Origin of the sequence: Streptomyces sp. BI87 (assembly GCF_025957665.1) — a bacterium.
Classification (GTDB): Bacteria; Actinomycetota; Actinomycetes; order Streptomycetales; family Streptomycetaceae; genus Streptomyces; species Streptomyces albidoflavus.
The window spans coordinates 1,957,272-1,978,284 of record NZ_CP110079.1; the positions used below are offsets into that span (position 1 = coordinate 1,957,272).

At 72.1% G+C, this 21,013-nt stretch carries 20 protein-coding genes and 2 tRNA genes; 7 read left to right on the forward strand and 15 right to left on the reverse strand.

Features of this window, described 5'->3' with window-relative positions:
* Positions 1 to 82: 82 nt before the first annotated feature.
* From def to OIM89_RS08420, 6 genes are all read right to left on the reverse strand, one after another.
* Positions 83 to 739 (reverse strand): peptide deformylase, encoded by a 657-nt coding sequence (gene def, locus OIM89_RS08395; RefSeq protein ID WP_030695533.1) that lies wholly within the window; start codon positions 737 to 739, stop codon positions 83 to 85.
* A gap of 92 nt (positions 740 to 831) precedes the next feature.
* Positions 832 to 1,824 carry a tetratricopeptide repeat protein gene (locus OIM89_RS08400; RefSeq protein ID WP_195730384.1) on the reverse strand — a complete coding sequence of 331 codons (993 nt, stop codon included), beginning with the start codon at positions 1,822 to 1,824 and terminating at the stop codon, positions 832 to 834.
* 234 nt (positions 1,825 to 2,058) lie between these two features.
* Positions 2,059 to 2,367, reverse strand: coding sequence for a mycothiol system anti-sigma-R factor (rsrA, locus tag OIM89_RS08405; protein ID WP_030695531.1), 309 nt, complete (start codon positions 2,365 to 2,367; stop codon positions 2,059 to 2,061).
* The gene (locus tag OIM89_RS08410; RefSeq protein WP_026048295.1) at positions 2,364 to 3,038 is read right to left on the reverse strand and encodes a sigma-70 family RNA polymerase sigma factor; all 675 of its coding nucleotides are present in this window, start codon (positions 3,036 to 3,038) and stop codon (positions 2,364 to 2,366) included. The genes rsrA and OIM89_RS08410 overlap by 4 nt, the downstream gene beginning before the upstream one ends.
* A 313-nt stretch (positions 3,039 to 3,351) precedes the next feature.
* Positions 3,352 to 4,038, reverse strand: coding sequence for an alpha/beta family hydrolase (locus OIM89_RS08415; RefSeq protein ID WP_175457352.1), 687 nt, complete (start codon positions 4,036 to 4,038; stop codon positions 3,352 to 3,354).
* 142 nt (positions 4,039 to 4,180) lie between these two features.
* Entirely contained in the window at positions 4,181 to 5,053 is an 873-nt protein-coding gene (locus tag OIM89_RS08420) for an SOS response-associated peptidase (protein ID WP_264491119.1), read from the reverse strand.
* 89 nt (positions 5,054 to 5,142) lie between these two features.
* Between OIM89_RS08420 and OIM89_RS08425 the strand changes: the two genes are divergently transcribed.
* From OIM89_RS08425 to OIM89_RS08440, 4 genes are all read left to right on the forward strand, one after another.
* Positions 5,143 to 5,865 carry a M50 family metallopeptidase gene (locus OIM89_RS08425; RefSeq protein WP_264491120.1) on the forward strand — a complete coding sequence of 241 codons (723 nt, stop codon included), beginning with the start codon at positions 5,143 to 5,145 and terminating at the stop codon, positions 5,863 to 5,865.
* 42 nt (positions 5,866 to 5,907) lie between these two features.
* Complete coding sequence (gene aroA, locus OIM89_RS08430) at positions 5,908 to 7,260, forward strand: 3-phosphoshikimate 1-carboxyvinyltransferase (protein WP_047467327.1); 1,353 nt, start codon at positions 5,908 to 5,910, stop codon at positions 7,258 to 7,260.
* Positions 7,261 to 7,277: 17 nt separating this feature from the next.
* Positions 7,278 to 8,294, forward strand: coding sequence for a ribosome small subunit-dependent GTPase A (gene rsgA, locus OIM89_RS08435; protein ID WP_195730386.1), 1,017 nt, complete (start codon positions 7,278 to 7,280; stop codon positions 8,292 to 8,294).
* Between the two features lie 127 nt (positions 8,295 to 8,421).
* Positions 8,422 to 8,745: a DMT family transporter gene (locus OIM89_RS08440; protein ID WP_003950752.1), complete on the forward strand. Its 324-nt coding sequence runs from the start codon at positions 8,422 to 8,424 to the stop codon at positions 8,743 to 8,745.
* Here OIM89_RS08440 and OIM89_RS08445 read toward each other — a convergent pair.
* Complete coding sequence (locus OIM89_RS08445) at positions 8,711 to 9,331, reverse strand: TetR/AcrR family transcriptional regulator (protein WP_030695687.1); 621 nt, start codon at positions 9,329 to 9,331, stop codon at positions 8,711 to 8,713. The two genes, OIM89_RS08440 and OIM89_RS08445, sit on opposite strands and share 35 nt — an antisense overlap.
* 142 nt (positions 9,332 to 9,473) lie before the next feature.
* Between OIM89_RS08445 and hisN the strand changes: the two genes are divergently transcribed.
* Positions 9,474 to 10,280 carry a histidinol-phosphatase gene (hisN, locus tag OIM89_RS08450; protein WP_003950750.1) on the forward strand — a complete coding sequence of 269 codons (807 nt, stop codon included), beginning with the start codon at positions 9,474 to 9,476 and terminating at the stop codon, positions 10,278 to 10,280.
* Positions 10,281 to 10,369: 89 nt separating this feature from the next.
* On the opposite strand, the gene OIM89_RS08455 is transcribed toward hisN, so the two are convergent.
* Complete coding sequence (locus tag OIM89_RS08455) at positions 10,370 to 11,821, reverse strand: catalase (RefSeq protein WP_030695688.1); 1,452 nt, start codon at positions 11,819 to 11,821, stop codon at positions 10,370 to 10,372.
* Positions 11,822 to 11,966: 145 nt separating this feature from the next.
* Here OIM89_RS08455 and OIM89_RS08460 point away from each other — a divergent pair, with 145 nt between their 5' ends.
* Positions 11,967 to 12,383: a Fur family transcriptional regulator gene (locus OIM89_RS08460; RefSeq protein ID WP_030695689.1), complete on the forward strand. Its 417-nt coding sequence runs from the start codon at positions 11,967 to 11,969 to the stop codon at positions 12,381 to 12,383.
* Positions 12,384 to 12,491: 108 nt separating this feature from the next.
* Here the strand turns inward: OIM89_RS08460 and OIM89_RS08465 are convergent.
* From OIM89_RS08465 to OIM89_RS08480, 4 genes are all read right to left on the reverse strand, one after another.
* A tRNA-Met gene (locus OIM89_RS08465) sits at positions 12,492 to 12,565 on the reverse strand.
* A gap of 269 nt (positions 12,566 to 12,834) precedes the next feature.
* Positions 12,835 to 14,616 carry a tetratricopeptide repeat protein gene (locus OIM89_RS08470; protein ID WP_030695690.1) on the reverse strand — a complete coding sequence of 594 codons (1,782 nt, stop codon included), beginning with the start codon at positions 14,614 to 14,616 and terminating at the stop codon, positions 12,835 to 12,837.
* A 340-nt stretch (positions 14,617 to 14,956) separates the two neighbouring features.
* Positions 14,957 to 15,030: transfer RNA gene (locus OIM89_RS08475), tRNA-Met, on the reverse strand.
* Between the two features lie 41 nt (positions 15,031 to 15,071).
* The gene (locus OIM89_RS08480; protein ID WP_175457363.1) at positions 15,072 to 18,068 is read right to left on the reverse strand and encodes a UPF0182 family protein; all 2,997 of its coding nucleotides are present in this window, start codon (positions 18,066 to 18,068) and stop codon (positions 15,072 to 15,074) included.
* Between the two features lie 180 nt (positions 18,069 to 18,248).
* Between OIM89_RS08480 and OIM89_RS08485 the strand changes: the two genes are divergently transcribed.
* Positions 18,249 to 18,809, forward strand: coding sequence for a PPA1309 family protein (locus OIM89_RS08485; protein WP_030695692.1), 561 nt, complete (start codon positions 18,249 to 18,251; stop codon positions 18,807 to 18,809).
* 73 nt (positions 18,810 to 18,882) lie between these two features.
* Here the strand turns inward: OIM89_RS08485 and OIM89_RS08490 are convergent, their stop codons facing one another.
* The 3 genes from OIM89_RS08490 to OIM89_RS08500 all read right to left on the reverse strand — a co-directional run bounded on the left by OIM89_RS08490 (position 18,883) and on the right by OIM89_RS08500 (position 20,938).
* Complete coding sequence (locus OIM89_RS08490; RefSeq protein WP_030695693.1) at positions 18,883 to 19,983, reverse strand: PDZ domain-containing protein; 1,101 nt, start codon at positions 19,981 to 19,983, stop codon at positions 18,883 to 18,885.
* Positions 19,984 to 20,008: 25 nt separating this feature from the next.
* Positions 20,009 to 20,266 carry a hypothetical protein gene (locus OIM89_RS08495; protein WP_030695694.1) on the reverse strand — a complete coding sequence of 86 codons (258 nt, stop codon included), beginning with the start codon at positions 20,264 to 20,266 and terminating at the stop codon, positions 20,009 to 20,011.
* 189 nt (positions 20,267 to 20,455) lie between these two features.
* The gene (locus OIM89_RS08500; protein WP_030695695.1) at positions 20,456 to 20,938 is read right to left on the reverse strand and encodes a molybdenum cofactor biosynthesis protein MoaE; all 483 of its coding nucleotides are present in this window, start codon (positions 20,936 to 20,938) and stop codon (positions 20,456 to 20,458) included.
* Positions 20,939 to 21,013: the final 75 nt, after the last annotated feature.

Here is a 21,013-nt window from a genome sequence, read left to right on the forward strand (position 1 = left end):
GCCCACGACACACCACCGCCCCGCCTCCCGTGGGGGAGAGCGGGGCGGTGCGGGTCCGCGGCGGCGGGCCGCCGGGGGCGCCTCAGTCGTTGGGGACCGTCTCGTAGCGCGGGGTGCCCTCGGCCATCTGCCGCAGGGCGTCCTTGCGCTCGCGCTTGGAGAGCCGGTCGATGTAGAGGTAGCCGTACAGGTGGTCCGTCTCGTGCTGGAGGCAGCGGGCGAAGTAGCCGGTGCCGCGCACCACGATCGGGTTGCCCTTCTCGTCCTGGCCGCGCACCACCGCGTAGTCGGGGCGGGCCAGCTCCGCGTAGGCGGTGGGGACCGAGAGGCACCCCTCGTTGGAGTCGTCGAGGACGCGGCGCTCGGAGGGCAGCTCGTCCAGGACCGGGTTGCAGACCACGCCGACGTGGCGCACGCCCTCGTCGTCCGGGCAGTCGTAGACGAAGACCTTCTTGTCCACGCCGATCTGGTTGGCGGCCAGGCCCACGCCCTCCGCCGCCCGCTGGCTGGCGAACATGTCGTCCACCAGCTGGGCCAGCTCCGCGTCGAAGACCGTCACGTCCTTCGTCTCGCGGTGCAGCACCGGGTTGCCCACCACGGTGATCGGACGCGCGGTGCCCCGGGCGCGGTAGGCCGCCTCACGCTCCTCGGTCTCCTCGGTGTCGATGACGAACCCCTCGTCGTCGACCGGCAGCACACCGCCCGCCACCGCCTGCTGCTCCGTGTCCTGCTGCGCCATGTCCGCTTCCGCGCCTTCCTGGGAACCCGTTGTCCGTGCCCGTACAGCCTACGCGGGGGCCGGGGTGCGGGTGGCCGCGAGGACGGACCCGGTCAGCACACCTCTTCGAGGTCGCGCCAGGCGCGGGTGTCCGGGCTGTCGGCGACCCAGCCGTCGAGCAGGCCGCGCACCAGGGCGGGCGGGGCGGCGATGCCGCACTCGCGCTCGGGGACCCACAGGTCGCCCTCGCCGGAGGTGGTCCGGTGGCCCAGCGGGCCGGGGTGGCCCGGTTCGCTGTGGTCGTGCGGGTCGACGTGGCGCTCGCCGCCGCCCTCGTCGCTCGGCATCCGGCTCTCCGAACAGGTCCGGCAGAGCAGCCGCACCGACGAGGACCAGTCCTCGGCGGCGAACCCGGCGTCGGCCGCCAGCAGCTCCAGCGCGTCCCGGTCGGCCGGGGCCTGCGCCTCCAGCAGCACCACCCAGGTCGGCACCGGGGAGGGCGCCCACAGCTCGATCTCGTCGAAGACCGGATAGGTGTCCCCCAAAGCGGTGGTCCGCTCGCCGTGCGGGACCCCGTCGTGCAGGATCACCTCGCCCCAGCGGCGGCCGGAGGAGGGCAGCGGGATCGACTGGACCTCGATACGGGCCGGGTCCAGCCGCCGGCCCCAGACCACCTCGGCCTCCCCCTCGGGGGAGATCCGCACGGCGGCGCTGCCCAGCCCCATCCCCGACGGCTCACCGGAGGCCGCCGCGTCCCCGGGGATCTTCAGTCCGTACGCCTGCCAGGCGCGGCGGGCCAGCGGCCAGTCCTGGAGGGCGGTGGCGGCGATGCCGACGTTCCACCAGTCGGGGGCGCCGGTGTCCCGGTCCAGCAGGGCGACGGCGCGCAGACCCGCGGTACGGGCCTGTTCCCAGTCGTGGCGGAACTTGTGGAGCAGGGCGAGGTTGAACCAGGACTCGGAGAGCCACGGCTCCAGGTCGGCGGCGCGCGTGAGCAGGGCGCCCGCGTCCTCGTAACGGCCGTCGCCGATCAAGGTGAACGCTCGGTCGGTCGCCTGCCGCCAGGAGGCGGAGGGGCGGTGCCGTCCCTTGCCGAAGATCCTCACGATTCCCGCCTGCCGGTGTCCGGTCCCTTCGGGCCCCCCGCCCGTGTGCAGGCGCTGAGCCTGGGGACGGGGTACCTCTTCGCATCCAACCACGGACGGTTGGGGCGCCGCTCATTACCCATGGGTTACCCACTGGCGTGAGGTGCAGACCTTCTCGGACCGGGTCGCTCTATCGAGTGACTTGCCCAAGGAGCGTCCGGCCTGTATCCGCCCGCTCCCGGGCCGTCCCGGACGTCAGGGCGTGTCCGCCGCTTCCGTCGGGACGATGTCGTGCTGCGGGACCGCCTGGCCCGCCCGGATCATGTCCAGGCGGCTGATCACCTTGTCGCGCAGGTCCGCGGGGACGTCGTCCTGACCGCAGCACCGCTTGACCAGCTTCTTGACGGCCTGCTCCAGGCCGTACTTCTCCAGGCAGGGAGAGCACTCGTCGAAGTGCGTGCGGATCTTGTTGGAGTCACTGTCGGGCATCTCGTGGTCGAGGAACTCGTAGAGATGGTCGAGGACTTCCGAGCAATCCGTCTCGTGCGGCTCTCCGCAGCTCATGACCCCGCGCCTTTCCGCTCGTTCGGTTCCGCCGCGCTCGCCCCGGAACCGGCCGGGACCAGCCCGCGCTCACGGGCGTAGTCCTCCAGCATGCCGCGCAGCTGGCGGCGGCCGCGGTGCAGGCGGGACATCACCGTCCCGATGGGTGTACCCATGATGTCCGCGATCTCCTTGTACGCAAACCCCTCGACATCGGCCAGATAGACGGCGATGCGGAACTCCTCGGGGATCGCCTGGAGGGCGGACTTCACGTCGGAGTCGGGAAGGTGGTCCAGCGCCTGGGACTCGGCGGAGCGCAGACCGGTCGACATGTGCGACTCGGCACGCGCCAGCTGCCAGTCCTCGATCTCCTCGGCGGCGCTGCGCTGGGGCTCACGCTGCTTCTTGCGGTACGAGTTGATGAAGGTGTTGGTGAGAATCCGGTAGAGCCACGCCTTGAGGTTGGTGCCCTCACGGAACTGGTGGAACGACGCGTACGCCTTGGCGTAGGTCTCCTGGACCAGGTCCTCGGCGTCGGCCGGGTTGCGGGTCATCCGCAGGGCCGCCGAGTACATCTGGTCGAGGAAGGCGAGCGCGTCCCGCTCGAACCGCGCGGTCCGCTCCGCCGAGGTCTCCTCGGGCTTCTCGGGTACGTCCTGACTTCCCGCGTCGGTCCCCGTGACCGGACCCACCTCCTTCAGCGCTGTGGCGGGCCCGCCTGCCGGACCGCCCGAATCGGAGGATAGACCACGCTCCTGGACTTCCCGGCGATCGCGGCCGGAGCCAGTGCGCACGGGCGCGTGCAGCACCGACCACTCCAGGTCGGTGGCGCGCTCGCGGCTCGGGCAGATGGTCGAACCCATGCGGCGGACTTCCTCTCGTGATCAACGCTGCCGAAGCACCTTCGCCCCGCACAACAGCCGCCACCCGCTCGGCATTCCCGTCCCCGCGCGAGGCCCGCCTCCGCCCGCCGCGCGACCGCCTCGGCCCACCGCGTGACCCGCCTCAGCCCACCGGCAGCCGCTCCAGCCACGCCCCCACCGCGTCCGTGATCACCCCGAGCGCCTCCTCCTGGCCGACGGGCGCCTTCTTCGGCACGGCGAACCCGTGATCGCCGTACGCCACCTCCGCCAGCTCGTAGCTCCCCCCGGGGAACTCCTCCGGCCGCCCGAACGGGTCCCGCCCGCCCTGCACCACCAGCGTCGGCACCCCCGTCCCGAGCAGCTCCTCGGCCCGGCTCCGCTCCGGCTTCCCCGGCGGATGCAACGGAAAGCTCAGCGCGAGCACCCCGGCGGCCCCCAGCCCCGCCCCGGTCCGGCAGGCCACCCGCGCCCCCGCACTGCGCCCGCCCGCCACCACCGGCAGCCCCTCCCCGGCCACCTCACCCCAGACCGCCTCCCACCCCTTGTCCAGCGTCTTCGGCGCCGGCGCCACCTTCTTCCCCGCCACCCGCCACGGCTGCTCCACCAACGCCACACTCACCCCGGCCCCCGGCAACACCCCCGCCAACGCCACCAGATCGCGAGCCTCCACCCCGCCCCCGGCCCCGTGCCCGAGCGCCAGCACAAGCCGAGGCACCTCCGCCCGCACCCAGGTGACCCGCGCCTCCCCCACAGCAGTGCCCACGCTCACCCGCTCGCCGGCATCCAGCACAGCGGGAACGGCCACACCCTCAGACCTCGATACGTTCATCCCGCCATCCTGCCCCGCCGGGGTCCCCCTGGCCCGACCGACGCAATCCAGCCCCGACCGCCCGAATTTCAGCCCGGTCGGCGCTTGAGGCCCCATTCCAAGCCCGGCCGGCGTTCGAGGCCACCCCCGCGAAACCCGCACGCTAGAACAGCGTGCCCACCTCAGGCCCGTCCAGTTCGGACACCAGCCCGGGCCCGTTGTTCCGCACATTGCTCACCGCCGTGGCCACGGGATAGGCCCGCATCAACCCCTCAGGCGGCGCCCCCAGCAACTCCCCCACCTCCCCCACATCCGTCTTCGACGGATCAAGCCACGCATCCCACTTGTCCGGCGTCAGCATCAACGGCATCCGGGGATGAATGTCGGCCAGCGCCCGAGGCCCCTCCTCGGGCCCCACCCCGAGCGGCGCCGCCTCCGCCTCGGTCGTGATGACCGAACACGTCACCCACCAGGCGCGCGGATGGTCCCCGGGCAACGAGGGGTCACGCCAGAACTCGTACAGCCCGGCCATCGCGAAGACCGACCCGTCGGCGGGCGTCACGAAGTAGGGCTGCTTACGGGCCCGCTTCCGCTTCCCCTCCTCTTCCAGCTTCCGCTCCTCCGGAGCGGTCACCCACTCGTAATAGCCGTCGGCGGGGAGGATGCAGCGCCGTGAGGCGAAGGCCCGGCGGTAGGCGGGCTTCTCGTGGACGGTCTCGGCCCGGGCGTTGATCATCCGGGCGCCGCCGTCGGGCGAGGTGGCCCAGGAGGGGACGAGCCCCCAGGTGAGCATCCGCAACTGCCGTACGGGGCGCGGGTCGTCGCTCCCCTTGACCGGCCGGTCGAGGATGGCGGGAACCTCCTTGGTGGGCGCCACGTTCCAGTCGGGGACGAGGGTCTCGGTGGGCGCGGGGGACGCTCCCGCCTCGTGGCCGTCCTCCTGGCCGTCCACCGCCTCGCTCAGCTCGGTCTTCTCGACGCCGAAGATCTCGCTGAGGTCCTCGGGGCTCCGGGTGGCCGCGTACCGTCCGCACATACGTGCCAGACTGCCAGGCCGTGCCACCGGACCGCCACCAGTTGGGGCCCGGGGCCGCGCGTCCCACCCTCGCGAGGAGCCGCCCGAGTATGCAGAGCACCACCGCCGCCCCGGCCACCGATCTGTGGGACCGCGTCACCGGGACCCAGACCGCCCCCGAGTTCTGGCTGGTCGTGGCGACCGGCGTGGCGGCGCTCGCCGTGGTCCTGTGGGGCCCGGCCTGGCGCCCGGCCCGGAACGCGATCACCATCGCCCACGAGGGCGGCCACGGCCTGATCGCCCTGGTCACCGGCCGCACCCTGGAGGGGATACGCCTCCACTCGGACACCTCGGGACTGACCGTGAGCCGGGGCAAGCCGACCGGCCCGGGCATGATCCTCACCGCCCTCGCCGGCTACACCGCCCCTTCCCTCCTCGGTCTCGGCGGCGCCTGGCTGCTGGCCTCGGGACACATCACGCTGCTGCTCTGGGTGGCGACGGCCCTGCTGCTCGCCCTCCTCGTGATGGTCCGCAACGCCTACGGGGTACTGACGGTGCTGATCACCGGCGGCCTCTTCGTGGCGGTCTCCTGGCTGGCCGGCTCCGGGGTGCAGGCCCTCTTCGCCTACGCGGCGGTCTGGTTCCTGCTGATCGGCGGGGTACGCCCGGTCTTCGAGCTCCAGTCGAAGCGGCGGCGCGGCGGCGCCCCGGACTCCGACGCCGACCAGCTCGCCCGGCTGACCCACGCCCCGGCGGCCATCTGGCTCTTCCTCTTCCACGCGGTGGCGCTCTGCTCCCTGATCGGCGGCGGCGGCTGGCTGCTCGGCCGGTGACCGTGCACGGGGGGAAGGGGCTGGGCGCACTAAAGTGACGGCATGACCCTGAACCCCGTATCCACCCCCCTCTGGCCTGCCCCGTACGCGACCGGAGCCGTCGAGGCGACGGTCCAGGTGCCGGGGTCCAAGTCGGTCACCAACCGCGCGCTGGTGCTGGCGGCGCTCGCCGCCGAGCCGGGCTGGCTGCGCCGGCCGCTCCGCTCGCGCGACACCGTGCTGATGGCGGAGGCGCTGCGCACCCTCGGCGTGGGCATCGAGGAGACCGTCTCGTCCGACTCGGCGGCGCCGGGCAGCGCCCTGGCCGGGGGCGGCGAGGCGTGGCGGATCATCCCGTCGGGCCTGCGCGGCCCCGCCACCGTCGACGTCGGCAACGCCGGCACCGTGATGCGCTTCCTGCCCCCGCTCGCCACCCTCGCCGAGGGTGACATCCGCTTCGACGGCGACCCGCGCTCCTACGAGCGTCCGCTGCACGGCGTGATCGACGCGCTGCGCGCGCTGGGCGCCCGGATCGACGACGACGACCGGGGCAGCCTGCCGATGACGGTGCACGGCACGGGCTCGCTCGACGGCGGCACGGTGGAGATCGACGCCTCCTCGTCCTCCCAGTTCGTCAGCGCCCTGCTGCTGTCGGCGCCCCGCTTCAACCAGGGCGTCGAGGTCCGGCACATCGGCCCGCGGCTGCCCTCGATGCCGCACATCCGGATGACCGTCGACATGCTGCGCCGGGTCGGCGCCCAGGTGGACGAGCCGGAGTCGGGCGGCGAGCCCAACGTCTGGCGGGTCACCCCGGGCGCCCTCCTCGGCCGGGACCTCACCGTCGAGCCGGACCTGTCGAACGCCCAGCCCTTCCTGGCGGCGGCGCTGGTCACCGGCGGCCGTGTGATCGTCCCGGACTGGCCGGCCCACACCACGCAGCCGGGTGACCGGCTGCGGGAGATCTTCACCACGATGGGTGGTTCCTGCGAGCTGACCGAGGCGGGCCTGGTCTTCACCGGCTCGGGCCGCGTCCACGGCATCGACGTGGACCTCGGCGAGGTCGGCGAGCTGACCCCGGGCATCGCCGCCGTCGCGGCCCTGGCCGACGGCGAGTCCGTCCTGCGCGGCGTCGCCCACCTGCGGCTCCACGAGACGGACCGGCTGGCCGCGCTCACCAAGGAGATCAACGAGCTGGGCGGCGACGTCACGGAGACCGCCGACGGCCTGCGCATCCGCCCCCGCCCGCTGCACGGCGGCGTCTTCCACACCTACGACGACCACCGGATGGCGACCGCCGGTGCGATCCTGGGACTGGTGGTGAAGGGCGTCGAGATCGAGAACGTCGCCACCACCGCGAAGACCCTGCCCGACTTCCCCGACCTGTGGACCGGCATGCTCGACGGGACCGGGCAGTGACGGCCGGGAGCTGAACGATGCGCCGTTACGGAAAGAACCCCGACGAGGACGACATCCGCGTCCGCCCCAGCCGCCGGGGCAGCCGCCCCCGTACCCACACCCGCCCCAAGCACGAGGACGCCGCCGAGGGCATGGTGCTCACCGTGGACCGGGGCCGGATCACCTGCCTGGTCGAGGGCCGCACGGTGACCGCGATGAAGGCCCGCGAACTGGGCCGCAAGGCGGCGGTGGTGGGCGACCGGGTCGCGCTGGTCGGGGATCTCTCCGGGCAGAAGGACACCCTGGCGCGCATCGTGCGGATCGAGGAGCGCGCCTCGGTGCTGCGCCGCACGGCCGACGACGACGACCCGTACGAGCGGGTGGTCGTCGCCAACGCCGACCGGCTGGCGATCGTCACGGCGCTGGCCGATCCGGAGCCGCGGCCCCGGATGATCGACCGCTGCCTGGTCGCCGCGTACGACGGCGGCCTGGAGCCGGTCCTGGTGCTGACCAAGTCGGACCTGGCCTCCCCCGACTCCCTGCTGGACACCTACCGGGCGCTGGGCGTGCCGTACGTGGTGACCAGCCGGGAGGAGCTGGAGGACGGTTCGGCGGTGGAGCGGGTCCGGGAGCTGCTGGACGGCCATGTCACCGCCTTCGTGGGCCACTCGGGTGTCGGCAAGACGACGCTGGTGAACGCGCTGGTCCCCGAGGAGCAGCGGCGGGTCACCGGCCACGTCAACGCGGTGACCGGCCGCGGCCGGCACACCACGGTCTCGGCGCTGGCGCTGCCGCTGGCCGACACCGCCCCCGGCAGCTGGGTGATCGACACGCCGGGTGTGCGCTCGTTCGGGCTGCACCACGTCGAGCCCTCCCGCGTGATCCACGCCTTCCCCGACCTGGAGCCGGGGACGGAGGAGTGCCCGCGCGGCTGCAGCCACGACGAGCCGGAGTGCGCGCTCGACCAGTGGGTGGCCGACGGCCACGCCGACCCGGCCCGCCTCCACTCGCTGCGGCGGCTGCTGGCGACCCGGGAGCGGCGCGAGGGCGACTGACCCGGGCGCGACCTGCGGCGCGACGAGCCGGGCCGGGTCGCCTGACGCACCGGACGGCACGGGCATAATCGCCCGAAGCCGTACAAGGTGCGCGCGGGATCGTTTCGGCGGGCGGAAGGGCTCATTCATGGCATGGCTGCTGGTCGTCGTCGCGGGACTGCTGGAGACGGGTTTCGCCGTCTGCCTCAAGCTGTCGCACGGGTTCACCCGGCTGTGGCCGACGATCGCCTTCGCCGCGTTCGCCCTCGGCAGCTTCGGCCTGCTGACCCTGGCCCTCAAGCGCCTGGACGTGGGCCCGGCCTACGCGGTGTGGACCGGCATCGGCGCCGCCGGCACCGCCACCTACGGCATGATCTTCCTCGGCGACGTGGTCTCGGTCCTGAAGATCGTCTCGATCACCCTGGTCATCTGCGGCGTCATCGGCCTCCAGCTCTCGGGCTCGGCCCAGTGACCTTCCCCCGCCGCCGCCCCACCCCCGCACCCTCCGCCACCGGCGGCGCCACGATCCGGGAGAGGGCCAGGCGCAGCACGCATTCGCACTCGCGGGCCAGTTCGCGCGGGTCGGTCCGGGGCGGCGCCGATTCGTTGAGCACGGCCACGGCGCGGTCCCGGGCGGCGGCCAGGAGGTCGCCGGGTCCGGGCAGCGGGAGTTCGGCGCGGCGCTGGGCGGGGGCGGTGGCGGTGGTCCGGGCCGGGCGCGGGGCGGGCAGCGGGTCGCCCCAGCAGCCGGTCAGCAGGGAGCGCAGCAGGGTGCCGGGGCGGGCGGCGGCCACGGTCCAGTCGGCGGCGGCGCGCAGCCGCTCGCGGGGGTCGGCGGCGGGGCGGGCCAGGGTGCGTTCGATCCCGGCGAGGTAACCGTCGGCCGCCTGCCGGGCCAGCGCGCGGGCGAGCCCTTCCTTGCTGCCGAACTCGTTGTAGAGCGTCTGCCGGGAGACCCCGGCCGAGGCCGCGACCTCGCCCATCCGCACCGCGCTCCACGCGCGACGGGCCAGGTGGGCCTCGGCGGCGATCAGCAGGGCTGCGCGGACTTCCGACACGGTGGCCTCCCCGGCACGGTCGTGCGGGGAAGTCTGGCGCGGGCGCGGGTCGTGTCAAGGGAGTGTGCGGGCGAGGTGCGGGCGCCGCGCCCGCCGGTGACCGGATGGCCCGGCGCGGCCGGAGATCGATACTGTTTCGCCCATGGCCGACTATCACGATGATCTGCGTCTCGCCCATGTGCTTGCGGACGCCGCCGACGCGACCACGATGGAGCGGTTCAAGGCCCTCGACCTGAAGGTGGAGACCAAGCCGGACCTCACTCCCGTGACGGAGGCCGACAAGGCGGCCGAGGAGCTGATCCGCGGTCACCTCGCCCGGGCCAGGCCGCGCGACGCGATCCTCGGTGAGGAGTACGGCGTGGAGGGCACGGGTCCGCGCCGCTGGGTGATCGACCCGATCGACGGGACGAAGAACTACGTCCGCGGGGTGCCGGTCTGGGCGACGCTGATCTCGCTGATGGAGGCCGACCCGCAGGGCGGCGGTTTCCGGCCGGTGGTCGGGCTGGTGTCGGCTCCGGCGCTGGGCCGCCGCTGGTGGGCGGCGAAGGGCGCGGGCGCGTACACCGGGCGGAGCCTCACCTCGGCGAGCCGCCTGAAGGTGTCGGCGGTGGACCGGGTGGAGAACGCCTCGTTCGCCTACTCCTCGCTCTCCGGCTGGGAGGCGCAGGGCCGCCTGGACGGCTTCCTCGACCTGACGCGCACCTGCTGGCGCACCCGGGGCTACGGCGACTTCTGGCCGTACATGATGGTCGCCGAGGGCAGCGTGGACATCTGCGCGGAACCGGAGCTGTCGCTGTGGGACATGGCGGCCAACGCGGTCATCGTGGAGGAGGCGGGCGGTACCTTCACCTCGCTGGAGGGCGCCCCGGGCCCCTCGGGCGAGAACGCGGCCGCCTCCAACGGCCTGCTCCACGACGAACTGCTCGGATACCTGAACCAGCGCTACTGAGCACGCACGGCACGGCACAGCACTACACGGCACAGCACGGCGGGCCGGAACCCCGAGGGTTCCGGCCCGCCGCCTGCGACAAGCGTCCGTCAGCCGCGCAGGGCCTGGACCGCGGCCTCCAGCCGCTTGCCGAAGTCCGCGTCCGCCTGGCGGAAGTTGTTGATGGCCCGCTCGGCGATGTCGTCGCGCGAGACACCGGCGATGTTCTGCGAGAGGTTCTCGATCAGGCGGGTCTTCTCGTCCTCGGACATCAGCCGGTAGAGGTTGCCGGCCTGCACGAAGTCGTTGTCCTCGGCGTGGCTGGGCGCCTCGGTGTCACCGGTCTCGCCGCTGACGGGCAGCGGCTGCCAGAGCGCCCGGCCGGTCTCGGCGGGGCCGCCGAAGCTGTTGGGCTCGTAGTTCTTCGCACCCTTGTGGCGGCCGTCGTAGAGGTAGCCGTCACGGGAGTTGGTGCGCGCCTCGGTGGCGTGCGGGCGGTTGACCGGCAGGTGGTCGGCGTTGATGCCGACGCGGTAGCGGTGCGCGTCGCCGTACGAGAAGAGGCGGCCCTGGAGCATCTTGTCGGGCGAGGGGCCGATGCCCGGCACGAAGTGCGCGGGGCTGAAGATGGACTGCTCGACCTCGGCGAAGATGTTCTCCGGGTTGCGGTTGAGCTCCAGCTTGCCGATCTCGATCGGCGGGTAGTCCTCGTGCGGCCACACCTTGGTGAGGTCGAACGGGTTGAAGCGGTAGTTCGCCGCGTCCGCCGCCGGCATGATCTGCACCTGCACGGTCCAGGACGGGAAGTCACCGCGCTCGATGGCCTCGCGCAGGTCGCGCTGGTGGCTGTCGGGGTCGAGCCCGGAGGTCTCGGCCGCCTCGGAGGTGGTGAGGTTCTTGATGCCCTGGTCGGTCTTGAAGTGGTACTTGACCCAGAAGACCTCGCCGGCCTCGTTGTTCCACTGGTAGGTGTGCGAGCCGTAGCCGTTCATGTGGCGGTACGAGGCGGGGATGCCGCGGTCGCCGAAGAGCCAGGTCACCTGGTGGGTGGATTCGGGGCTGAGTCCCCAGAAGTCCCAGACGTTGTCCGCCTCCTGGGAGCCGGTGTACGGGTCGCGCTTCTGGGTGTGGATGAAGTCCGGGAACTTGATGGCGTCCTTGATGAAGAACACCGGGGTGTTGTTCCCGACGAGGTCGTAGTTGCCGTCCTCGGTGTAGAACTTCAGCGCGAAGCCGCGCGGGTCACGGACGGCGTCGGCCGCGCCGAGGTTGCCCGCCACCGTCGAGAAGCGCAGGAAGGTCTCGGTCTGCTTGCCGACCTCGGAGAGGAACTTGGCGCGCGTCCACTGCGTGACGTCGGCGGTCACCGTGAAGGTGCCGTACGCGCCGGCGCCGCGGGCGTGCACCACGCGCTCCGGGATGCGCTCCCGGTTGAAGTGGGCGAGCTTCTCGAGCAGCAGCTGGTCCTGGACCAGGACCGGACCTCCGACGCCCGCCGTCTCGCTGTTCTGGTTGTCGGCGACCGGGGCTCCGGCCTCGGTCGTGAGCGGTCCCTGCGTCACGTGCGCCTCCTGCGGTGAATCCTGCACAAACCTGTCCCTTGGCGAATGCCGTAGCCGATCCTACAATGGACAATGTCTAAGTCAAGTGATCATCCAAAGTCACATCGGTTCGGGACTGGGTCCCCTCCCTGTTAGGCTGGCTTCCATGAGTGACCTGCTGGAACGACTTCGCGGACGCGGCTGGCGGATGACCGCCCAGCGGCGCGTCGTGGCCGAGGTCCTCGACGGGGACCACGTGCACCTGACCGCTGACGAGGTGCACGCAGCAGCCATCGCGAAACTCCCGGAGATCTCGCGGGCGACGGTCTACAACACGCTCGGCGAGATGGTGACGCTCGGCGAGGTCATCGAGGTGGCCACGGACGGCCGCGCCAAGCGGTACGACCCGAACGCCCACCGCCCCCACCACCACCTGGTCTGCGCGCGGTGCGGCGCCATCCGCGACGTCCACCCCACCGGGAACCCGCTGGCGGACCTCCCGGCCCAGGAGCGCTTCGGCTTCTCCGTCTCCGAGGTCGAGGTCACCTACCGCGGCCTGTGCCCCCACTGCGCCGCCGCCTGACCCCACCCGGACCCCGGACGCGTCCTCCAGGCCGCCGGGGTTCCGCCACCTCCGAACACGACGAAGGCCCGGACTCTCCAGAAGAGAATCCGGGCCTTCGCCCTTCAGTAGCGGGGACAGGATTTGAACCTGCGACCTCTGGGTTATGAGCCCAGCGAGCTACCGAGCTGCTCCACCCCGCGTCGACTCACTCGACCTTACGCGCCCACGCCTACCAGCGCAAATCCCTTCCCGGGCCCACACCACAGCCCGCCACCGCCCGAGGCCGTGCCCCGACAGAACCAGCCAGGCCGGCGTTTGAGGCCACCTTTCAAGCCCGGCCGGCGCTTGAGGCCATCGGTGACCGGCGCCCGAAGACGCCGAGCACCCCCGAATCCCGGCCCGGCCGGCGTTCGAGGCCCCCACCCCGGCGCCGGGAAGCGCCCAGCCAAGCCCCCTGCCCAAACGGCCGTCAGGCCGTGAGCTCCTGCTGAAGCTGATCCCGCAACCGCCCGGCCCGGGCAGCCACCTCGGCGGGCCCCAGCTCAACAGCCCGCCCACACCACCGGTCGGACTCGGCCAGCTCCCCCCGCCGCGCGTGCAGCAGCGCGAGCCGCAACGCCGACCGCCCGTGCCCGGCATCGGCAGCCTGCTCCCACCAGACGGCGGCCTCGGGCTCGCTCCCCTCCCGGGCGAGCAGCAGCCCGAGATTGAAGGCCCCGTTCCGGCTACCGGCCTCGGCCGCCGCCCGGTACCACCGAGCGGCGGACACCACGTCCCCGCGCGTCGCGGCGATCATGCCGATACGGACCTGCGCACGCCGGTGCCCCAGGTGCGCAGCACGCTCGTACCACTCCTCGCTCTCGGTCCGCTCCAGGACCGGCTCTCCGAGCGCGGGCTGCTCCCCGGGCGGGGTGCGGGCGTCGAGCAGGGAGGCGAGGTAGTAGGCGCCGTCGGCGCTGCCGCCGCCGGCCGCGCACCGCAGGTGGCGCTCGGCGCCGCGCTCGTCGCCGGCGCGGAGCAGGGCGATCCCGGCCTGGAAGGCGGCCTCGGTGTGCCCGGCCGCGGCGGCCCGCTCGTACCACCGCTGGGCGCCGCGCTGGTCGCCGCGCCCGGCGTGCAGGATGCCGAGGTTGAACGCGGCGTCGACGCTGCCGAGTTCGGCGGCCTTGGAGAACCAGGGCTCGGCGCCGTCCGCGTCGTTCTCCTGGAGGAGGAGGACGGCGAGGGCGTTGGCGGCCTCGCGGTGGCCCGCGTAGGCGGCGCGGCGGTACCACTGGTCGGCCTGGGCGGTGCGGTTCTGGGCGGCGCACAGCAGGCCGAGGTTGTAGGCGCCGTTGACGTCCCCCGCCTCCAGGGCCGCGCGGTACCAGCGCTCGGCGGTCTGGGTCTCGCCGCGCTCGGCGTGGAGCGCGCCGAGCGCGTTGGCGGCGTTCCCGTCGCCCTCCTTGGCGGCCTTGAGCCACCACACGGCGGCGTTCTCCTCGTCCCCGGCGTCGCGCAGCAGGAAGCCCAGCGCGCAGGCGGCCTCCGGCTCGCCCTCCTTGGCGGAGGTGAGGTACCAGCGGCCGGCCTCCTTCAGCTTGCCGCGGCCCTCCAGGATGGTGCCGAGCCGCAGCGCGGCACGCCGGTGGCCGCGCGCGGCGGCCTGGCGGTACCACTGCTCGGCCTCGTGCGCGGCGTCCTCGCTGGTGCGGCCGCGCTCGTCGAGGATGCGGGCGAGCCGGTGCGCGGCCTCGCGGTGGCCCCGTTCGGCGGCGGCCCGCATCCACCGCTCGGCACCCTCCTCGCGGCGGTGCTCCAGCAGGTCGGCGAGGGCGTAGGCGCCGAGCGCGTGGCCCTGCTCGGCGGACTGGCGCAGCCAGTACTCGGCGGCGGGCTCGTCCCCGCGCTCGCGGTGGTGGCGGCCGAGGGCGTGGGCGGCGGCGGCGGACCCGGCGACGGCGGCCACCTTCCACCACCCGGCGGCCTCTTCGGCGTAGCCCCGCTGGTGGAGGAGGACGCCCAGGTTGTTGGCGGCGGCGCGGTCACCCTCGGCGGTGGCGCCGCGCAGCAGCGGTTCGGCGCCGTCGAGATCCCCCCGGCGCAGCAGTTCGGCGCCGATCACGCTCATCGAGGCGGCGTCGCCCGCGCCCGCCACGCCGAGTCGGCGCACCTCGTCCTCGGCCGTACCGGTGTCGGTGTCCTCCCGGTCGGCCGGCTCCACAAACCGGCCCATGTTCAACAGAGTCGCCTTGTCCCCCATAACGTCCATCGTTGCACCATCCGCAACCTTGGTACATCGGGTATCCCGATGCCAGAAGGTCACTTCGGCGTTTTGTCGACATGCCCACAGGGAGACAAGTCAAACACATCCCGCCCCCATGGCGTCACCGTCCGCCTACCCCGCCAACGCCCTTTGACGTCGGGCACCTTCGTACCTTTCGTACAGTGACGCAGGGCACACCGGGAGCCGATGGCGTGTCATGGCTGTGGAGGGTTGGGGGAGAAGCCTCCGCAGGAGTGGAGCGGCGGCGCGCGGGGGCGGTCCGCGAGGGGTCCGGGCACGACGAAGGCCCGGATTCCGATGAGGAATCCGGGCCTTCGCCCTTCAGTAGCGGGGACAGGATTTGAACCTGCGACCTCTGGGTTATGAGCCCAGCGAGCTACCGAGCTGCTCCACCCCGCGCCGTTGTGTGTCAACCGTACCACGGCGCGGGGTGGGGCCGGTCAGCTCCGGTCGGCCGCCTGTTCGGCCGGCTTCTTGCCGTCTTCCTTGTCGCCGCTCCCGTCCTGCTCTTCCTTGCGGGCGTCCTCGGACCCGGCGGATTCCGCCGGGTCCTTGTCGGCGTTCTTGCCGCTGCCCGCCTCGGCCGCGGCCTTCTCCATGGCCTCCAGTGCCTTCTCCAGCTCGGCCTGGGCCTTGCCGTAGGCCTCCCAGTCGCCTTCCTTCAGCGCGGTCTGCCCCTCGTCGTACGCCTTCTGGGCGTCCTTCAGGGCGTCCTCCACCGCGTTGCCGCCGGTCGGCGGGTCGGTCGGCTCCTCGGGCTGCTCGCCCGGCGGCTGCTCGGCGCCCTCGGCTCCGAAGATCTTGTCCAGCGCCTCACCGAGGGTGTCCTCGAAGGCGGTGGCGCCACCGTAGGTGACGAGGACCTTGCGGAGCAGCGGGTACTTGAGGCCGCCGCCTCGGACGTAGACCGGCTCCACGTAGAGCAGGCCGCCGTCGAGGGGCACCGTCAGCAGGTTTCCGTACTCGACCTCGGAGTCGCCGCCGCGCAGCAGGCGGATCGACTCGGCGATGTCCTGTTCGGAGTTGAACTGGCTCTGCACCTGCTTGGGGCCGCTGACCGTGGTGCTGGCCGGGAGTTTCAGGACTCTGATCTTCCCGTAGTCGTCCGCGTCCGCCTCCGCGTTGACCGCCATGAAGGCGCTCAGGTTGTCGCGGTTGTTGGGCGTGAACGTCGTGGTCAGCGAGAACGCCTGCTGCTCCTGGTCCGGCATCCGCATGCTGAGGTAGTACGCGGGGACGGACTCGCCCGACTTGTTGGTCGGGTCGTCCGGAACCTGCCAGACCTGGCTGCCGGAGAGGAAGGTGTTGGCGTTGTCCACGTGGTAGCGGGTGAGCAGTTCACGCTGGACCTTGAAGAGGTCCTGCGGGTACCGCAGGTGGTCCATCAGCTCGTCGGAGATCTCGCCACGGGGCTCGACCGTGCCGGGGAAGGACTTCATCCAGGTCTTGAGGACCGGGTCCTTGGTGTCCCACTCGTAGAGCTTGACCGTGCCGTCGTAGGCGTCGACGGTGGCCTTGACGGAGTTGCGGATGTAGTTGACCTGGTTCTCCTGGGCCACCACCGCCCGCTGCTGGTTCTCCGCGGTGAGCGAGTCCGCCGTGGTGTCGCCGAGGGTGGTGCGCGAGGAGTACGGGTAGCCGTTGCTCGTCGTGTACGCGTCGACGATCCACTGGATCTTGCCGTCGACCACGGCCGGGTAGGCGTCGCCGTCGATGGTCAGCCACGGGGCGACCGCCTCGACGCGGTCCTTCGGGGTGCGGTTGTAGAGGACCTGCGAGCCCTCGCCGATCGCTCCCGAGTAGAGGATCTGCGGCTCGCCGAAGGCGACGGCGTAGGCAGCGCGGTTGACCGGGTTGGAGAGGTCGACCCCGCCCTTGCCGGAGAAGCTGGTCGTCTTCTCGCCGTCGTCGTCGGAGTAGTCGATCTCCTTCTGGGGACCGCCGACGATCGAGTACTGCTCGGTGCGCTCGCCGTAGTAGATCCGCTGCTCGTACTTGCCCTTGACGAGGTCGCCCTTCGAGGGCAGGTCCGACTCGGTGAAGACCGGGCGGCCCTCGCTGTCGGCCGTGGTGCCCTCGGCGGCGACCACGCCGAACCCGTGGGTGTAGCGGAAGTGGTCGTTGATCCAGTTGTTCTTCGGGATGCCGTTGAGGTTCAGCTCGCGCAGACCGATCACGGTGTCGCGGGAGTTGCCGTCGGCGTCCTTGTAGCGGTCCACGTCCAGGTTCTGCGGGAAGGCGTAGTACCCCTTCATCTGCTGAAGCTGCTGGAAGGTGGGCGAGACGATGTTCGGGTCGAGGAGGCGGATGCTGGCCGCCTTGGCGACCTCGCCGCGCAGCTGGGTGCGGTCCTCGGTCTGGGCCTTGCCCGAGTACTCGGTGACCTGGGCGTCGTCGATCCCGTAGGCCTTCTTGGTGGCCTTGAGGTTCTGCGCGACGTACGGCGCTTCCTTGGCCTGCTCGTTCGGGTCGACCTGGAACTTCTGGACGATGGCCGGGTAGAGACCGCCGATGAGGATGGCGGAGAGGACCATCAGGCCGAAGCCGATCACCGGCAGCTGCCAGGTGCGGCGCCAGAGCGTCGCGAAGAAGAGCAGGGCGCAGATGACGGCGATGCAGAAGAGGATCGTCTTCGCCGGCAGGTAGGCGTTGGCGTCGACGAAGCGCAGGCCGGTCCAGTTGCCCGCGGCCTTGAAGTCACTGGACTTCACCGCGAGGCCGTACCGGTCCAGCCAGTAGGCGACCGCCTTGAGGGCGACGAAGAGGCCGAGCAGCACCGAGAGGTGGCCGGTGGCCGCGCCGGTGGCCCGGGCGCCGGGGCTGGTGACGCGCAGTCCGCCGTAGAGGTAGTGGACCAGGGCGGCGGCGATCAGCGAGAGCACCGCGGCGGCGAAGCCGAAGCCGAGCAGGAAGCGGTACCAGGGCAGGTCGAAGGCGTAGAACGCGACGTCCTTGCCGAACTGCGGGTCCTTCTCGCCGAAGGAGACGCCGTTGATCCACAGCAGCCAGGTCCGCCACTGCCCGGCCGCCGAGGCGCCGGAGATCAGGCCGATCACGGCGGTGACGCCGATGAGCATCCACTTCTTGTACGGCGCGATGCTCATCCGGTAGCGGTCGAGGCTCTGCTGCTCCAGCGACATGGCGCTGAGCGGCGGGCGCAGGCGGTGCGCCAGCCAGATGTTCACCCCCACCGCGAGCGCCATCAGGAGTCCGAAGACGAAGAACAGACCGATCTTGGTCCACAGCGTGGTGGTGAAGACGGACGAGTAGTCGACCGCCTTGTACCAGAGCCAGTCCGTCCAGAACCCGGCGAACATGACGAAGAGCATGGCCAGGACGGCCAGCACCCCCAACGTCATGAGCAGGGTCCTGGAGCGCCGGGACGGTCGGCCGACTCTGATCCGCGGCCCCGTGGGGCCTCCGCCGCGGTCCGGCATCTGGAAAGCCAAGGTGCGCACCTCGAAGTTCGCGGGTTGGTTTTTTCGCGTCGTTTTGTCGCGTTGTCGATCGCTTTTCTCGATCGGATCGGGCCCCGCGATCCTAGGGCCCACTGATGCAACTTACGGAAGCTTTACTCAGTTCCCGATTCCGGGGGTCGACGAGGCAGGATATTGGGCATGTCCACTCACTCCCCCTCCGGCCCTCCGATGGCCGGCTCCCCCCTCACCCGTGCCGTGCTGGAGATCGACGAGTACGTCGCCGGACTCGGCTGGGACCGCCCCGCCCTGCTCTTCGCCCTGGTCGACACCGCCCGCCTGCGCTCCGAGGAGCCCGGCCTCGCCGACCGCCTCGGCATCGGCGAGGACGTTCCCGACGCCGCGCCCCTCACCCCGGTCGAACAGGAGGAGATCCCGGCCGGGAAGCCCCTGGACGAGTTCCTCGCCACCATCGCCTGGCCGGACGCGGTGGCCGGCTGCGCCCTCGCCGTGGAGCGGCTGATGCTGCCGCCGTCGGCCGAGGCGCAGGTCCCCGACGGTCTGGACGACGCCGCGCTGGCCAAGTGGGTCGCCGCCCACCCGGACCGCCAGGAGGTGCGGATGACGGTCGGTGTGCTCCGCGACGGCACCCGCGACTCCGCGCTCAGGCTGCGGGAGAAGGACGCCTCGACCGAGGTGCTGACCGGCGCCGACCTGGTGCCGGGGCTCGCCGAGGCGCTGTCGGCGACCTTCGCCGAGTAACCCCGTACAGCGGAACCGCCGAGGGCCCGCGACCGTGCGTACGGTCGCGGGCCCTCGGCATGTGCGGCGCGGGTCAGCCGGTGGTGCAGGCCGGGAGGGCCTCGGTGCGGTCCTCGCGGATCTTCTCCAGCGAGTCGAGCGCGTCGTCGATGGTGTCGACCTTGACCAGGGTGAGGCCCTCGGGGACGTCCTTGGCGGCGGTGGCGCAGTTGTCGGCGGGGGTGAGGAAGTACTGGGCGCCCTTGGCCCTGGCCCCCACGGTCTTCATGCTGATGCCGCCGATGGGGCCGACCGCGCCGTCCTCGTCGATGGTGCCGGTACCGGCGATGAACTTGCCGCCCGTCAGGTCGTCGGGGCTGAGCTTGTCGACGATGCCGAGGGCGAACATCAGCCCGGCGCTGGGGCCGCCGACGTCGGCGAGCTTGATGTCGACGGTGAACGGGAAGGTGTGGTCGGTCCCGGCCTGGATGCCGACGATGGCCCGCTTCGCCTCGCCGCCGCTCTTGCCGGCGGGGGCGGTGGTGACGGTGACGCGCTCGGTACCGCTCGGCTCCTCGCCGGCCTTCTCGGCGGCGGCCGCGTCGGCGGCGGGGACGATGGTGAAGACGACCGGCTCGCCCGGCTGATGCTTGGTCACCAGCTCGGCGACGTCCCCGGGCTTGCGGACCGGGGAGCCGTCCACGCTCTTGATGACGTCCCCGGCGTGCAGTTTGCCCTCGGCCGGGTTGCCCTTGACGACGGTGGCGACGACGACCCGGGTGGAGACCGGGATGTCCAGCTCGCGCAGGGCGGCGACCTTGGCACTCTCCTGCGACTGGGAGAACTCCTCGGCGTTCTCCTGCGTGGACTGCTCCTCGGTCTTGCCGTCGGGGTAGAGCGTCTCGTGCGGGACGACGACGTTGTCATGGGCGATCCAGCCGGCGACGGCCTGGAACAGGTTCATCCGGTAGTCGGGGCTGGTGACCCGGACCGTGGTCATGTTGAGGTGGCCGTCGGTCGGGTAGGTCTTGTGGCCCTTGATGTTGAGAACGGGCTCCCCGTCGTGGTCGCCCAGGGTGTTGACCGTCGGCCCGGGCGTCATCTCCGCGTACGGCACCTTGATGAGGACTCCCGCGCACAGCAGCGCGATCAGCAGCAAGGTGGACGTCAGCATCGTCGCGGTACGGCGTGGCATGGCACGACAGTACGGGACCAGGCTGTCAGCGCACCGCCGGGGCCGGTCCGTCCGAGGGCTGGTGCGCCTGCTCCTGCTCGCCCGTCGCGGGGAGGTGGGCGGGCAGGGCGGGGTCCGGCTCGGCCGGCTCGCCGTGCGACTTCGCCATGGCGGCGCGGAAGCGCGCGTAACCCGCCAGTTCCGGTCCGTCGTTCCTGCCCGGGTTGCGGGCCGCCCAGCTCCCCCAGAGGGCCGCGCCTATCGCGGCCATGAGCGGGATGAGCAGCCAGGCGAGCGCGGCCATGCGTACCTCCACAAAGCTGTGCCGAACCGGCCGATCAGCGGATCAGCGGATCAAAGGTCTGCACGCCCAACGCTCGGGCCCGGCGCGTGGTTACGCAACCGGAACGATTCTGCCCAGTGGTGGCGGGGCCGCCGCCGGTCCGGGCGGGCCGCCCGCCCACACCGCCCGGGGCACGTTGCGGCGAACGGGTCAGCAGGCGCCGACCCACTCCTCGGTGCCGTCGCCGAAGGTCTGGTGCTTCCAGAGCGGGACCTCGTGCTTGAGGTCGTCGATGAGCATCCGGCAGGCCTCGAAGGCCTCGGCGCGGTGCGGGCAGGAGACGGCGGCGATCACCGCGATCTCACCGACCTTGAGGTCGCCGGTGCGGTGGACGGCGGCCAGCGCCCGCACGGGATGGGCGGCGACAACCCGCTCGGCGACGCGGCGCAGCTCCGCCTCGGCGGTGGGGTGGGCGGAGTAGCCGAGCTGGGCCACGTCGGCGCCGCCGTCGTGGTTGCGCACGGTGCCGACGAACAGGGCGGTCCCGCCGGCGGCGTCCTCACCGACCGCCTTGAACACCTCGTCCAGCGAGAGCGGGGTGTCCCGGACGGCCAGCAGCGCGATCGGGTCCTCGGCGGCCCGCTCGCCGGGGTGGTCGGGACGCTCCGGGTGCGCGGTGTGGGTGGATGCCATACGGCCATCGTGCCCCACCGCACGGCTCACGGGAACAGTGGTTCCCACCGGCCGGGGGCGTGCCGCGCTGGAGCC